10 protein-coding genes are annotated in these 15,291 nt (G+C 60.1%); all 10 read right to left on the minus strand.

The window, feature by feature from the left end:
- Positions 1-21: 21 nt before the first annotated feature.
- Complete coding sequence (locus CPter91_RS18015; RefSeq protein ID WP_236905851.1) at positions 22-4,137, minus strand: translocation/assembly module TamB domain-containing protein; 4,116 nt, start codon at positions 4,135-4,137, stop codon at positions 22-24.
- Positions 4,067-5,794, minus strand: a complete 1,728-nt coding sequence (locus CPter91_RS18020; protein ID WP_099047308.1) for an autotransporter assembly complex protein TamA — start codon at positions 5,792-5,794, stop codon at positions 4,067-4,069. The genes CPter91_RS18015 and CPter91_RS18020 overlap by 71 nt, the downstream gene beginning before the upstream one ends.
- Positions 5,795-6,101: 307 nt before the next feature.
- A complete protein-coding gene (gene fumC / locus CPter91_RS18025; protein WP_061942595.1) occupies positions 6,102-7,493 on the minus strand; it encodes a class II fumarate hydratase in 1,392 nt (463 codons plus the stop codon).
- Between the two features lie 222 nt (positions 7,494-7,715).
- Positions 7,716-10,499, minus strand: a complete 2,784-nt coding sequence (locus CPter91_RS18030; protein ID WP_335340104.1) for a bifunctional diguanylate cyclase/phosphodiesterase — start codon at positions 10,497-10,499, stop codon at positions 7,716-7,718.
- Positions 10,500-10,692: 193 nt separating this feature from the next.
- Positions 10,693-11,040 carry a DUF3579 domain-containing protein gene (locus CPter91_RS18035; RefSeq protein WP_061942599.1) on the minus strand — a complete coding sequence of 116 codons (348 nt, stop codon included), beginning with the start codon at positions 11,038-11,040 and terminating at the stop codon, positions 10,693-10,695.
- 207 nt (positions 11,041-11,247) lie between these two features.
- Positions 11,248-12,204 (minus strand): CobD/CbiB family protein, encoded by a 957-nt coding sequence (locus tag CPter91_RS18040; protein WP_061942600.1) that lies wholly within the window; start codon positions 12,202-12,204, stop codon positions 11,248-11,250.
- A 216-nt stretch (positions 12,205-12,420) separates the two neighbouring features.
- Positions 12,421-13,095, minus strand: a complete 675-nt coding sequence (locus CPter91_RS18045) for a CoA pyrophosphatase (protein WP_205631611.1) — start codon at positions 13,093-13,095, stop codon at positions 12,421-12,423.
- A 208-nt stretch (positions 13,096-13,303) separates the two neighbouring features.
- Positions 13,304-13,696 (minus strand): 50S ribosomal protein L19, encoded by a 393-nt coding sequence (gene rplS, locus CPter91_RS18050; protein ID WP_061942602.1) that lies wholly within the window; start codon positions 13,694-13,696, stop codon positions 13,304-13,306.
- Positions 13,697-13,876: 180 nt separating this feature from the next.
- A complete protein-coding gene (gene trmD / locus CPter91_RS18055) occupies positions 13,877-14,626 on the minus strand; it encodes a tRNA (guanosine(37)-N1)-methyltransferase TrmD (protein WP_061942604.1) in 750 nt (249 codons plus the stop codon).
- Between the two features lie 81 nt (positions 14,627-14,707).
- The gene (gene rimM, locus CPter91_RS18060; protein WP_417924824.1) at positions 14,708-15,289 is read right to left on the minus strand and encodes a ribosome maturation factor RimM; all 582 of its coding nucleotides are present in this window, start codon (positions 15,287-15,289) and stop codon (positions 14,708-14,710) included.
- Between the last annotated feature and the right edge of the window lie 2 nt (positions 15,290-15,291).

Genomic DNA, 15,291 nt, shown 5'->3' on the forward strand with positions numbered 1-15,291 from the left:
CACGCCTTTGTGCCCACCTGCTTAATCGAAGCGCAGGTTATAGGTGACTTCCAGGCCGTTGATGGTGCCGCCGCGCATCACCATCGACCAGCGCCGGGAAAATTGCCAGGTCAGCTTGAGGATGCTGGCGGCGCTGGTCAGGCTCTGTTCATAACCGAGATTGATCTTCTCGGTAATCGCCTTGCCCAGGTTTACCACCTGTTCGTTATCGATGCCGGAATCGCTGGAGCCGATCGAAAATTCGTCGAAGCCTATGCCCTGAGCGATCTTCTTGCCGCCGTAATTCCCCAGCAGCGCCAGCGCCTGCCCGGCCGCCTGCCGCTGTCCCAGCGCCGCGCTGTCGCTGCCGTGGCCGAACATCAGCCAGGACAGTTTTTCTTCATCCGAGACATTCGGCTCGGACACCAGCTTGACCCGCAGGTTGGAAGGATTGCCGGTGATTTCGGCGCCGGCCTCGACTTCCTGGTTGCGTTTCATGGCCAGGATATTGATGTTCGGATTATCGATCGGCCCCTGGAAATTGATCAGGCCGCGTTCGATCGCCAGCTTGCGGCCGAATACTTCGTAGGTACCGTCGGCGACACGGATGGTGCCGGTGGCTCGCAAAGGCTGATAAGGCTCGCTGCGCACCTGCATGGCGCCGCGCAGCCGCAGGTCGGCGCCGCTGCCGCGGAAACGGAAATCGTCGCCGAAGTCGACTTCCACATTCATCACCGGCGTCGCTGCGCCGGCCGGCTTCTGCGCCGTCTTGGCCAGCTTTTCCTGCTCCGTCAGCGGTGTCGCCCGTGCCGTCTTCACATCCTTGCGCACAATGACGACGTCGTCGCCGAGCGTTGGCGCACTGCTCTTCGGCAGATCGAACAGCGCCTTGTCGATCTTGAACTTGCCGTCGACATGCAATTGTTCCTTGACGTTGGCGATCTTGGCCTGGCCGGACAACATCAGCTGGCGGTCCGGGCTGGCGAACAATTGCAGGCGATCGGCGATCACGCTGGCAGTCAGGTCCGGATTGTCGTGGCCCAGTTGCAGCCTGCCGGTGGCGCGCACGTTGCCGTCGCCGCCGTGGAATTCCAGCTGCTGCAGGTCGACCACGTTATCCGCCAGGTTCAGGCGCGCAATGCCATCCTTCAGCTTGATGCCCTGGTCGAACAAGGTGACGGCCAGTTGGTCGCCGTTGACCTTGCCCGACAGCTTCGGCTTACCCAGTTCGCCGCTTAGGGCCAGGTCCATGCCGATGCTGCCGTCGAGCGCCACTTGCGGCCCGATCAGCGCACCTATCGATTTCAGCTGCGGCACCCTTAATGTGGCCTGTCCGGACAAGGCTGAGCTGTCGCTGAAGCCCCAGACGCCGTCGCTCTTCTGCAAAGCCAGCTGCAGTTGCGCCGCCAGCGTGCCGATCCTGGCGCTCACCACTTGCGTATCCAGCTTGACATGGCTGGCCTCCAAATCCGCGCGCAATTTCAGTTCCGACAAACCCAGGCTGACATCGCCGCGTCCTGGATTGACCCGCACATCGCCGCTGCGGCGGGCAATCTGCAGGAAACCGCTGAGGTTGTCGGCCAGCGTGAAATCCCAGCTGCTGTCCAGCACCAGGTCGGTCTTCACCGGCACTTCCGGTGCGCCGAACTCTTGCGCCAGGCTCACGATGGTAGCCACGTTAAGGGCATTGATGGCGCCGGCCGATTGCAGCTTGCCGTGATCGAAGCTGAAGTTTTTCAGATCGATCTGAGCATCCGCTACATTCAGGCGCGTGGCGCCGAGCTGCACCTTGCCGGCTTCGGCAGTAATCGCCAGCGGACTCGCCAGGCTGATGCGCGGCGTACCCTGGTTTTGCAGTTCGCTGAGCTGCCCTTGCCAGCCGTAGCCGGCCTTGCCCTCGCTGAGTTTGCCCTGGGCCGCCATGGCCAGGTGCAAAGGTTTGCCGCGCAGGGTGCCGTTGCTTTCCAGTTTCAAGGTGTGCGCTGCGTAGGTACCGTTCAGATTGAGGTTGAGCTTTTCCAGCGCCACATCGGCGCTATGCAGGCCGCGCCCGTCTATCGTCAGCGCCAGGCGGTTGTTGCTCGAGTTGAGATTGGCGTTGAGGTCGGCCTGGATATCGGCCTGCCCCGACAGGCTGTCGACCCGGTGCTCGCCGAAGGCCAGCTTCTCGGCACGGTAAGTCGCCTGCACGTTCGGTTTTTGCATGCTGCCGCTGAGTTGTCCGTCTACATGCACCGCGCCCGAAATGCCGAAGCCCAGTCGCTGCAGTTCCGGCGCATCCACCTTCAGATTGAGGCGGTCGCCGGCGGCGCCGAAGCTGCCTTTGGCTTGCACATCGTTGCCAGCCACCGACAAGGCCAGTTCGCTCGGCAGCAAGCGCGTGCCTGCCAGGTTGAGCAAACCGTTGCCGCTCATCGGCAGCTGGTCGTAGTTGCTGTCGTGGACGGCGAATTTCAGTTTCAGCTTGAGCTCAGGCGTCAGCGTGCCGGCCGCATCGATATCCATGTTGATGTTGGCGGCGACCGCATGCGCGGCAGGCGCCGCCGCAGTGTGCTTGCCTGCATGCGTGGTGGTCTTGGCCGGCGCGTTGCTGTTGATCCAGAGGAAGGGATTGAAGTCGCGCAGGGTCCCCTTCAACGCATACGCCATGCCATCATCCAGGCCAAGGCTGCCGCTGGCGTCGACCCGTGCAGCGCCGGCCGCCAGCTGGGCGCTTTTCAGGAGCACTTGCTTGGTATCGATTACCGCTTCCAGTTTGGCCTTGTAGGTAGCATCCGCCAGGTCCAGGCTGATTTGCTGGTTGTCCGGCGTCAGCTTGATGTTGAGCGGGCCGCGCAGCTGCGTCGGCTTCAGCTTGCCATGCAAGGCCTGCAGGTCGAGACCGGCGACGTCGAAATTGAATTCACCGCTATGCTTGTTCTTGCCGTCGCTATGGTATTCGCCACGGCCGCTGATGCTGGTGTCTTTCACCAGCTTCAGCTGCAGCTGCGAGAGCTGCTGGGTCTGGCTATCCAGCCGCAGGTCGGCGCTGGCGCTGAGCAGCGGCAAGCGGTCCTGGTCGATGGCGCCGGCCATGCTGTTGACGATGCGCACCGGGCCGCTTACCGCGAGCGTAGACAGATCGACGCTGGCGCCGGCCGCAGCAGCAGCCGGCGGCGTCACCGGCTTGAGTGTGGCTTGCAGGCTCAAGTCTGCCTGCGGTGCGCCACTGCTGAACAGTTTCGGATTAACGTGGGCGACATTCAGGTCCAGCGTCTGGAACGGAATCGCTGCAAACGGCGTGGCAGCCACCTTGGCGGTGCCGCTCAATTTGTCGCCGCGCGCAACCAGCTCTACTCCCAGCGCCGCCAAGCTGCCCGACAAGGCCGCATCCAACTGATATTTTTCCTTCTCGTACTCGCCGCCGAGCTCGGCGCCGCCGCTCAGCGCAAACGGCGACACACCGTTCAGGCTGAGTTTGGCGCTGGCCTTGCCATAGGGCGTGTCGAGCCGCTCCAGCACCAGCTTGTGCTGCACGCCATCCGATTCGCCATGCAATTGCAGGTGGCTCAGCGCAGTCGTGCTCAGCCCCTGGTGCAAGGACAGTTTGTCCAGCGAGATATCGTTGAGCAGCAGTTGCAGAGGCAGCTTCAGGCTGGCCGGCATCACCGTCGGCGTCGGCGGCGTCGGTTCCAACCTGGCGTCGACAATGCCGACATGCAGGTAGGCGACCTGTAGCTTCAGGGGCGAAAAACTGAGCTGCCATTTACCATCGATGCGGTCGATCTTGTATTGCTGAGTAGCGTCGCGGTACACCAGGTTACGCAGCCGCAGGCCGTCCGCCAGCGTGCCGCCGGCCAGCTGGCCTGACAGGTTGCCGTGCAGCGCCCAGGTACTGAGTTGCCACAAGGTGTGCGCACCAGACTCCGTGCGCACGCCATAGAACAAGGCTCCCGCCAGCAAGATCAGTACCAATGGAAAAGCCGCCAGCAAACGCCGCAGCCAGCGCAGGCGGCCAGGAGCCCCGCCCGGATTCGGTGGCGGTGCGGCTGGTTCGACAGGGCTGGTGGTGGCTTCGGTCATGCGTGCAATCTTGGAAATGGAGACGTCAAAAGGCGATGCCCAGCGAAATATGCGGCCGGAACTGCTTGGCCTGAACGCCATAGGCGAGATCGACATTCACGGTGCCAACCGGGCTGCGGTAGCGCACCCCGGGGCCGACACCGACCTTGATGCTGCGGTTGGCCCAGCTGTCAGTCGCGGTGCCGGCGTCGTAAAACAGGGCGCCGCCCCACTGCTCGCTGATCCAGTGTTGATACTCGGCGCTGGCGGTTACCATGTACTTGGTCGGATAGACCGTGCCGTTTTGCGAGTTGCCTATGCTTTCGTAGCTGTAGCCGCGCACCGACTCGTTGCCGCCGGCGCGAAACAGCAAGGAAGCCGGCACGGCGGCGCTAGAACCGGCGGTAAACACACCGCCCAGTTCGGTGCGCAAGATCACGACGTCGCGCTTGGCCACCGGAAAATAATGCTTATAGCGGCCATCGGCGCGGAAAAAGGTCTGGTCGGTCAGGAAGCCTTTCACGGCGAAACCGGTCTGTATCGAAAAGATATGGCCGCTGCGCGGGAAAATGGAGTTATCCACCGCGCGCCTGACCCAGGCGAAACCGGGCACCAAAGCCTGGTGCTGGCCTGGCTGGATGACGGTATTCGGCGGCAGCACCGCGCCATCGGTCTGCTGCAGGCGGTCGCGATAATAATCCAGGGTCAATGCGGTATCGTAGTTTTCCAGCGAACGGGCGCGCTTCAGGCCGATCTTCATGCTGCGTAAGTCGACCCCTTGCAAGGTGGTGCGGTCATACGAGCCGTTGACGCCGTTGATGAAGCTGCGGCTGTCCGGCGGCATCGACAGATCCAGTGAGCCGTACTGCCGCCGCTGTTCGATCTTGGTCTGGGCGTCGAACACCCAGGCTTTGCCGAATACATTGTAGTTGGTGTAACGGCCCTGCACCTGGGCCCCGGTGTCCGAAGCATAGCCGAGGCCGGTGCGCAGGCGCTGGGTCTGGAATTCGGTGACCTGCACATTGACCGGCGTTTCTTGGGCGTGCAGCGGATCGTCGTCGATGCTGACGATGACATTGCCGAAGTACGGCGTGTTCTGGATCTGCCGTTGCAACAGCAGCAGGCGTTCCACGCTGTACTCCTCGCCTACCTGCAAAGGATTGACGTTCTCGATGATGCTGGGCGGATAGCGCTTGGTGCCGGTGATGCGCAAAGGTCCAAGGGTAAATCCAGGGCCGCTGTCATATTTCACGCTCAGTTGCGCATCGTTGTCTTCCGGCGTGATGCGCGCTTCCGACTGCGCCACCTTGGCTGCCGGATAGCGCTTCTTCAGCAGTACCTGCAAGCCGTCTTCCTTGGCCTTGGCCCAGTCAGCCTGGCGGAACGGCTGGCCCGGCTGCAGGCCCCAGTCCTGCTTGATCCGGCTGACGCGCTCGGGCGCTTCGCTGGCGGCCTTGCCGACAACATCGACGCTGGCGGCCGACACCATGGTGCGCTGCTGCGGATCGACTGTCAGATGGATGGTCTTGACCTCGCCGGCATCCACGCTGACCGTGGTCTTCGGTGAAAAATAGCCTTCCGTCGAAGTCAGTTGCGTGACTTGCTCGTCGACGGTATCGATCAGGAATTTCAACTGGTCCTCGCTCAGGTCTGCACGATCTTTATAGCGCGACAAATCCAGATGCTGCTCCAGCAACGCTTTCAAATCGCCGGGCGCGTCGATCTCTACCTTATATGCGGCGTGGACAACGGGCGCGGCAAAGCAGCCGGCCATGACGAGCAGAGCGAAGATCGTGCTATGGACGGCTGGCGTCAAGCGCCGGCCAAAACGATGCATCATGCGCGACTGCCCGTAATGGGCAGCGGCATGGCTTTTGTCTTCGAGAAAAACTGTAGGAACATAGGCAAGAGCAACAAGGACGGAGAGTCATTCTAACAAATATTATTTTTGTCTTGCGAAAACGACATTGCTCCCAAACGATATTGTAGGGGATCTCGGCTGCATATAGCCAGATGTAACATGATTTAACGTCATGCCGGCGCCATACGGCAAGCGCTTTCGCTTGCCGCCGGCCAACAATTTATCCGGGATGCGTCATGTTCTGCGGCTGCACCCATTGCGCGAACTCTTGTTCGGTCACATAGCCTAGCGCCAAAGCCGCCTGTTTCAGCGTGCTGCCGTCATGATGCGCATGCTTGGCGATCTGCGCCGCGCGGTCGTAGCCGATATGCGGCGCCAGCGCCGTCACCAGCATCAACGAGCGCTCCATCAGTTCGGCGATGCGGTCGCGGTTGGCAGCGATGCCGTCAGCACAGTGCTCTTCAAAGCTACTCATGCCGTCCGCCAGCAGACGCACGCTCTGCAGGAAATTATGCACTATCAACGGCTTGAAAACGTTCAGTTCGAAATTACCGGAAGCGCCACCGAAATTGATCGCGACATCGTTGCCGAATACCTGACAGCACAGCATGGTGAGCGCTTCGCACTGGGTCGGATTGACCTTGCCCGGCATGATCGAGCTGCCCGGCTCGTTTTCCGGAATGCTGATCTCGCCCAGGCCGGAGCGCGGCCCGGAAGCCAGCCAGCGCACATCGTTGGCGATCTTCATCAGGGCCGCCGCCAGGGTTTTCAAAGCGCCGTGCGCGGCCACCAGTCCATCGTGCGCCGCCAGCGCGGCGAATTTATTATCGGCAGTGCGAAACGGCAGGCCTTCGGTCTTGGCTAGCTGGGCCGCCACCCGGCTGCCGAAATCCTTGGGCGCGTTGAGGCCGGTGCCGACGGCGGTGCCGCCGGCGGCCAGGTCGCACAGCGGTTCCAGCGCCGCCTTGATGATTTTTTCCGCCAGGTCCAGCTGGGCGACATAGCCGGAAAATTCCTGGCCCAGCGTCAACGGCGTGGCGTCCTGCAGATGGGTGCGGCCAATCTTGACGATGTCGTCGAATTCCGTGGATTTGCGCTGCAAGGTGGCGCGCAGTTTTTGTAGCGCCGGCAGCAGCTGGTTGGCGACCGCCAGCGCGGCAGCCACGTGCATCGCGGTCGGGAAGATATCGTTGGACGACTGGCTCATGTTGACGGCGTCGTTGGGATGCACCAGGCGCTCTTCGCCGCGCACGCCGCCGAGGATTTCGGAAGCGCGGTTGGCCAGTACTTCGTTCATGTTCATGTTGCTCTGGGTGCCGGAGCCGGTCTGCCAGACCGACAAGGGAAATTCATGCGGATGCTTGCCGGCGATGACTTCCTGCGCCGCTTCGATGATGGCGCCGGCCTGGCTTTTCTGCAGCTTGCCGAGGTCCAGGTTGACTTGTGCACAGGCTTGCTTGACCGCCGCCAGGGCGACGATCAGTTCGGCCGGCATGCGTTCGCTGGAAATATGGAAATGATGCAGGCTGCGCTGGGTCTGCGCGCCCCATAGCTTGTCGTTCGGGACTTCGATCTTGCCAAAGGTGTCGCGTTCGGTCCTGGTGGTGGTCATTTCAGCTCCATAGAGTGGCGACGTCATGCCCAGTTGAGCCATGCAAGCAAAGCGTCTAGTGTAGTGTTCGTATGTAATGGCGCTTAAGAAATGGTGTATTTTCGCGCCAGGCTAGGCGCAAACCGGAGCGATAGTGGGCTATCGCGAGGATTTGCAACGACGCATGGCGCGAAAAGACGCCGTTTATTAAGTGTCATTATGTGCGAAACACTGCACCAGACTCTATGGTAATACTTTTCCTTCACGCAGGAGTATTTCGATATCGGCCGCCGAGACCGGTTCGCTGAAATAGAAACCCTGCATTTCATCGCAGCGATGGCGCTGCAGGTAGGACAGCTGTTCCTGGGTTTCCACGCCCTCCGCGATCACCTGCAGGCGCAGGTTGTGCGCCAGGGAAATGATCGAGGCAACGATGGCAGCGTCGTCCTGGTCGACCGTGATATCGCGCACGAACGACTGGTCGATCTTGAGGGCGTCGATAGGAAAACTCTTGAGGTAAGCCAGGCTGGAATAACCGGTGCCGAAATCGTCGATCGACAATTGCACGCCTATCGATTTCAAATCGTTGAGGATGCCGACCGCCAGTTCGACGTCGGTCATCACCAGGCTTTCCGTCAGCTCGATTTCCAGGTAGTGCGGCGCCAGCCCCGTCTCTTCCAGCACCTTGGCCACCTGCTGCACCAGGTTCTGCTGGAAGAACTGGCGGGTCGACAGATTGACGGACATACGCAGATAGCCGAGCCCCATGCGCTGCCATGCCTTGTTCTGCTCGCAGGCGGTATGCATGACCCAGGCCCCCATCTGCACGATCAGGCCGGTTTCTTCCGCCAGGTTGATGAAGCGGGTCGGGGAAATCATGCCGAGCTGCGGATGCTTCCAGCGAATCAGCGCTTCCATGCCGACCATGCGGCCGGTGCGCAGGTCGACTTGCGGCTGGTAGTAGAGCAGCAGTTCCTTGCGCTCCAGCGCATTGCGCAAATCGCCCTCGATGCGCAGACGCTCCAGCGCCCGCTCGTTCATCGCCGCGGTATAGAACTGGTAATTGTTGTTGCCCATTTCCTTGGCGCGGTACATGGCGATGTCGGCATGCTTGAGCAGGCTTTCCGGATCGGCGCCGTCGTTCGGATACACCGCAACGCCGATGCTGCAGCTCAGGAAAAAGTCGTAGCCTTCGATCTGCAGCGGCCGTGCAATGGCGTCCATCATGCCCTGGATCAGGCCGACACTGAGCTCTTCGTCGAGACGTTCCGGCAGGATCAGGACAAACTCGTCGCTGCCAAGGCGGGCGATGGTATCGGCTTCGCGCGTGAAGGATTTAAGCCGGCCGGCGACTTCTTTCAGCAACAGATCGCCAGCATTGTGGCCGAGGGTATCGTTGACGAACTTGAAGCGGTCGAGGTCGACGAACAGCACCCAGACCCGGTGGCCGTACAGCTCGCCGTAGACGATCGCCTGGCTCAGGCGGTCGCTCAGCACGTTGCGGTTGGCCAGACCGGTCAAGGTGTCGTGGCGCGCCTGGTGTTCCAGCTCCGCCTCGTAACTCTTCATCTCGGTGATGTCGTACAAGGAAGTGACGAAATGGCTGACCCGGCCGGAGCTGTCTTTCACCGGCGCCACGTACAGCTCATTCCAGAACAAGGTGCCGTCCTTGCGGTAGCTGCGGAATACCGCATTGGCGCTGCGTTTCTCGCGCAGGGCGGAACGGATTTCTTCCAGGCCGATCTGGTCGTGGTCGTTGCCCTGCAAGACTTCCAGGTTGCGGCCGATCATGTCGCTGGCGCTGTAGCCGGTAATCCGCTCGAAGGCAGGATTGACATACTCCACCAGATAGTCGGGCAGCTTGGCGCTGGAAATGATGATTGCATTGGCGCTCGATTCGATGGCGCGCTCGCGCAGCTGCAAGGCGTCCTCGGCGCGTTTGCGCGCGACAATGTCTTCTTTCATCATCTGCGTCGCCAGCCGCACCTGCTGGGTGCGGGCATCGACCAGCTGTTCGATCCGCTTCGAACGCGTCGACAGGAAATACAGGTAGGTGGCGCCCATCCAGCTAAGCAGGCTGCCCAGGATCAGCACCAGGATCGAGCCGGCGTTTTTCTTGGTGAACACGCGCGGCGGCGCCGAGGCCTCGATGTACCAGGACTTGCCTGCCAGCTCGAAGGTCTGCGACATGTCTTGCGGCGCATCGTACAGCAGCCAGGCCGGCAGCCAGCGGCTGGCGCTGGACGACGCCAGCTGGCTACCCTGGCGATACACCAGCGTGCCCGCTTGCGGCGTGGCGCTAGCATAGACGCGCAGATAAAAATCCTCGCGCGCCTGGACGCCGTCGCGCGCCAGCACATTATTGACAAAAGCGTCGGCCCGCAGCGCTGCGCTGGTGAAGCCGACCAGGGCGCGGCGCCGGTCGTCAACGCTGTCCAGCACGGCGCCATGCTGGTACACCGGCATCAGCACCAGCATCGCCAGCTTGCTGCCGTCCTTGTTTGCCTTTAACTCGAACAGATCGGTGGAAGCCGCCTGGCCGGTGTCGCGCGCACGCGCCACTGCTTCCGCCTGGATCGTGCTGGACGACACATCCAGGGCAAACGCCGCTTCGTTGCCTTCCATCGGTTCGATATATTCCACCACACGGTATTGCTCATGGCCGGCGGCCGGCTCAGGCTTGCCGTCGCTCAGCTGGCGAATCGTGAAATTGGGAAGATGCTTGCGCATTTCGGCCTCATAGGCCGGCCGTTGCGCCGCCGACACCAGGCGCTGGAAACCGAGCGACTTGATATAAGGGGCACGGCGCAGCATCGGCGCCGTGAAATTGTGGAATTGCTCGCGGCTGACCCCATCCATCGTGACAAACAGGCGGTTCACCGTTTCCAGCTCATGCACCAGGCCATCGAGACCGTCGACCACGGCCTTGAGGTGGCCGCTGCCCAGGCGCCGGAATTCGGCATCCATTTTCTCGTATTCAAGATGGCGCACCGAGACAAACAAGCCGAGCGTAATGGCCAGACCCAATATCAAACTGGATAAAGAGGCAATGGGTATGAAAATTGACGAGCCACGACGAAACATTTCTACTCCATTGCGAACAATAGGCGAAATATTACACGGACTTGTTACCTGATAACGCCGCGTGTCGATTTCTTTTTAGTTCACAGAATCAACTAAAATCCGCAGAGCAATAATCGTCGATCATGCCGACGAAAAATCAGGTGGATTTCGGCGCGTCCGCGTCAGGCAGCAAGCAACCCTGCAGGATCTGCAGATCGTTGTCCTTGGCAAAATTGACTACAAAATGATAGGCCAGCGGCTCAATTTGCCGCAGCTCTTCATTGACGACCACTGAGCGTACGCCGTTCAGCAGGACCGGCCGGACATAAGGCGAGTATTGCAGATGCGCGTTGCGTCCGCCCGCGCCTTCCGGGCGAAAGCAGGACATGACGCCGCACAGGCGCTCCGCCCAATCGCTGGGGCGGAACTGCCGGCCATCGCTGGTGATGCCTTGGATGAAAAATTCTTTGGCGGGCGCGTCAGGAGATGGAATGATATCAGCCATGCGTACAGCTCGTTTCTTCTATAACGCTTGCTACAGAGATTTGCTTGCCCTGCAATGCCGGCAAGCTACAATTTTCAAGCAACTCGGTTACGTGGTAAAACCCTTGGCCAGTCTTTGACGACTTGCGCCAGGATTATTCTTACGTATTATATCTTATAGAAGACTTGGACACCATCCCGAATGCCCCGCCTTCGTAGCGCCCGGCAATTAACCTAGCCAGACGGCGACTGACAACAGCAGCAGCAAGAACATCCACAGCAACAGGGCGCGCCATACCAGTCCCACCGCGCTTTGCAACGCACGCGGCGTCGGCACGTCGCCGGGCGGGCTATCGCCGTCCAGCGCGGTGGAGTCAACCGTCGAGGCGTCCGCCGGCAAAATCACCGCAGCGGTTTCCAGTGGCGTACCGAGCAGCACTCCCATGGCGCCGCCGCCGGTGGAAAGGATGATGCCGTCGGTTTCGTTGTTCCAGCGTCCTGCAAAATTGCGCCAGGCGTAAATGGCGTCTTCGAAGTTGCCGACCACGGCAAACGCCGCCGCCGTCATGCGCGCCGGGATCCAGTCTATCCAGTAAAAGGCTTGCGCCGCAAAACGGCCGAAGTTTTCATTGCGCATATGGTCGGGCTCGTTCCAGCCGCGCGCCAGGTATTCCGCGAGGCGGTACATGACAGCACAGGCCGGGCCGACCGGCATCAGGAACCAGAAAAACACGCCGAACACGTGGCGGTGGGTAGTGATCAGCGCCTTTTCCACCGCGATGCGGGAAATCTCGCTGACATCCATGTCGGTAGTGTCGATCTTGGCCCACTCCGCCAGCAGGGTGCGCGCGGTGGCGTCGTCGCCGCTGTTGAGCGCCAGCTGGATCGAACTGAAGTAATGGCTGTAGTGACGAAAGCCCAGGGTCAGATAGACAATCAGGATATTCCACAGCAGCGCCGCCCAGGCGCCGATATGCACGCACAGCCAATAGATCAGCGCGGTCGGCACGGTCAGCGCCAGGATCACGCAGAACCAGCCCAGGCGGCCCTGGCGCGCCTGGCCGGCATTGAATGAAGCTTCTATCTTGCTTGCGAAATGCTTCACCCAGGCATACACGGGATTATCCGCACGCAGCGGCTTGAGTTGCTCGATCAGCAATGCAAACAGAATAGAGAGAAATGTCATCAACCAGCCTTATAAGTCAACCAACAGTGCAGCACGCTGCTGCAAGATATGTATAACCGGTCCGTGGCGCTATCGAACCAATGTGCGGTGCGCCGGCCTTGCCATTACGTCTAACAATTGCAATAGCCCATACGATAACGCAGCACACGCGCAGAATCAAACTTGTATCGACCTTGTCGCGGCGATTTCCTGTTTTTCGCCGCTTGCCCAGTCTGTCTAGGCGCGCAGAAAGTGAAACAGGTTCCTCAGCATGGCGGCAGTCGCGCCCCAGATGAAGAAGCGCTCGTAAGGCATTGCATAAAACGTGCGGCGATAGCCGTCAGGCAGATCGATGCTGCGCAATTGGTGATTCAGCCCATCCATCAGGAAGGCCAGCGGCACCTCGAAGATTTCCGCCACTTCATTCGGATCTGCACGCAAGTTCACTGGCGGATTGACCAGGCACACCACTGGCGTGACGCGATAGCCGGTGCCGGTAAAATATTCCGGCAGGCTGCCGATCACCTCAACCTGGCTGCGCGCCAGGCCGATTTCCTCTTCCGCTTCGCGCAAGGCGGTCTCTACCGGCGAGGCGTCGCTCTGCTCCATGCGCCCGCCCGGAAAACTCACCTGGCCCGGGTGATCGGTCAGATGCGCGGAGCGCTGGGTAAACAGCAAGGTCGGCTGCTCTTCGTGCATGACGATGGGAATCAGCACCGAGGCTGGCGTCACCGGCTTGCCAGGCGACATGCGCAGGATGGCCTGGCTATCCATGTTCTCGGGATGCCATTCCGGCTGGTGCGCAAAACGCTTGCGCAGCCATGCCGCATTCATCCTGTCCGGCGCCAGCGCAGACTCGCCGGCGACAGCATCGACCGGCAGCATCAGGGGATCGAAAGTCAATTTAACCAAGAAAATTCCTATAGCAACTATTCTGTACTCTAGCGCGACGGCGATGAATGACCTACTACATTCACAGATAATAACAATTTACGACATTTTACTTTGAAGCAACTAAAGCCGTAGTCCGATCTGCAATCGCTGGCAATGCCGCAAATAAAAAAAAGGGCGCCTGACGGCGCCCCTTTTCATGCAATACCTATGCCTGCTTTGGCACAACTTACTCAGCTGCTGGTGCAGCCTTTGCAGTGTTGCGACGTTGTGGCAGTTTTTCCTTGATACGTGCCGATTTACCGGAACGCTCACGCAGGTAGTACAGTTTGGCGCGACGGACATCGCCGCGGCGCTTGACTTCGATCGAAGCGATCAATGGCGAGTACAGTTGGAATGTACGCTCAACGCCTTCACCCGAAGAAATCTTACGGACGATGAAGTTGGAGTTCAAACCACGGTTACGACGCGAAATCACGACGCCTTCGTAAGCCTGAGCACGCTTGCGCGTACCTTCGACTACGTTAACGCTGACGATGACAGTATCGCCTGGTGCGAATTCAGGGATATTTTTGGCAAGGCGAGCAATTTCTTCTTGCTCAAGTTGTTGGATCAAGTCCATTTTTAGCTCCATATACCATCTTGCTGACGCCGTTTTTTGCCTTGGCCGCTGGCCGAGGCTGCTCAGTAGAGGATGGGGTTAAACACAGGCGGCCGGTTGGCCTCCCCTTGGTACTGCTGGTACTGCGTGTGTTGCTATTCACTACTCTTGCTACTTCGATCTGGTCGAACGCTTGCGCGCTCAAGCCATATTCCGTAAAAATTTTTCATCGGCTGCGCTGAGCAAGCCGGCCGCGCGTATCTTTTGAATCAGATCCGGGCGCTTCCTGGCGGTTGCCGACAGCATTTGCTGGCGCCGCCATTTTTCAATCTCGGCATGGTGACCGCCCATCAGTACCGGCGGCACCGGCATGCCTTCATACTGCTCCGGTCGAGTGTAGTGCGGACAATCCAGCAAACCGTTGACAAAACTGTCTTCGACCGCCGATGCGCCGTCATTCAATACGCCCGGCAACTGGCGAATTACCGCATCCATCAAGGCCATCGCCGGCAACTCGCCGCCCGAGAGGACGAAATCGCCGAGGCTGATTTCCTCATCCACGCAACGGTCCAGCAAGCGCTGGTCGACCGCTTCATAACGGCCGCACAGCAATACCAGGCCCGCCTCGCCGCGCAACTCCATGACGCGCTGATGGGTCAATGGCTGGCCTTGCGGCGACAGGTAGATCACCCTTGGCGCCGGCAGGCTTTGCTGCAGCTGGCGCGCCTTGGCTGCCTGCAGCGCGGCTTCCAGCGGCTTTGCCATCATCACCATGCCGGGTCCGCCGCCATAAGGCCGGTCGTCCACGGTACGATGATTGTCGGTCGTGAAATCGCGCGGATTCCACAAAGCCAGCTCACATCTTTTCTGTTCAAACGCACGCCGGGTCACGCCCGACTGCGTCAATGCAGCAAACATTTCGGGAAACAGAGTGACGACATCGAATTGCATACCGCTCACCTTCTTGTTTCGCTTGCGATTTTTTGCCACCGCGTGTTTGCCACTGCGGCTGCCTGACGCGAACTCTGGATTTTAATAATCCAAGCCCCAGTCAACCGTGATTTTCTTTGCGGCCTGATCCACCGTCTTGACGAACTGCTCAACGAAGGGGATCAATAATTCCGGCGCTGCCTTGTCCTGACCTTCGACCGCGGGTACGGTAATCCGAAGTATCGGATGCGCCCCGTTGTCCATCATGTCGGCCACCACACCCAGATGTTCGCCCTGCAGATTCTCAACCACCGAGCCGATCAGATCGACCCAATAGAATTCATCGTCAGCGAGCGCCGGGAAATGGCTGCGCGGGATATGCACCACGGTGCCCTTCATGGCTTCAGCCGCATCGCGCCCTGCCACGCCCATCAGGCGCGCCACAATGTCGCCACTGTGGTTTTTCGCCTGCAGCATGTCGACATCGCGCAATTCCGGCGAATTCTGCCGGCCCAGCCACCATGTCTTGGCATTCAACAACGCATCAGCATCCGCCGAATACGGTTTGATCCGCACCCAGCCGTTGATACCGTAAGCGCCGGTGATATAACCGACCACCACCAGATCCGAAGGTATTGCTGCCCCGGTTTGTGCTGTGGTCGACAATTCAGCTAACGCGCTCAACG

Source organism: Collimonas pratensis (assembly GCF_001584185.1).
In the GTDB taxonomy this organism is placed as follows: domain Bacteria; phylum Pseudomonadota; class Gammaproteobacteria; order Burkholderiales; family Burkholderiaceae_D; genus Collimonas; species Collimonas pratensis.

Coding starts and splice junctions, on each gene's coding strand:
- CPter91_RS18040 (WP_061942600.1), bottom strand. CDS start 12,204: ATGACATTTCTCTCTATTCTGTTTGCATTGCTGATCGAGCAACTCAAG.
- CPter91_RS18015 (WP_236905851.1), bottom strand. CDS start 4,137: ATGTCGATCTCGCCTATGGCGTTCAGGCCAAGCAGTTCCGGCCGCATA.
- rplS (WP_061942602.1), bottom strand. CDS start 13,696: ATGGACTTGATCCAACAACTTGAGCAAGAAGAAATTGCTCGCCTTGCC.
- fumC (WP_061942595.1), bottom strand. CDS start 7,493: ATGACCACCACCAGGACCGAACGCGACACCTTTGGCAAGATCGAAGTC.
- trmD (WP_061942604.1), bottom strand. CDS start 14,626: ATGCAATTCGATGTCGTCACTCTGTTTCCCGAAATGTTTGCTGCATTG.
- CPter91_RS18035 (WP_061942599.1), bottom strand. CDS start 11,040: ATGGCTGATATCATTCCATCTCCTGACGCGCCCGCCAAAGAATTTTTC.
- CPter91_RS18020 (WP_099047308.1), bottom strand. CDS start 5,794: ATGGCCGGCTGCTTTGCCGCGCCCGTTGTCCACGCCGCATATAAGGTA.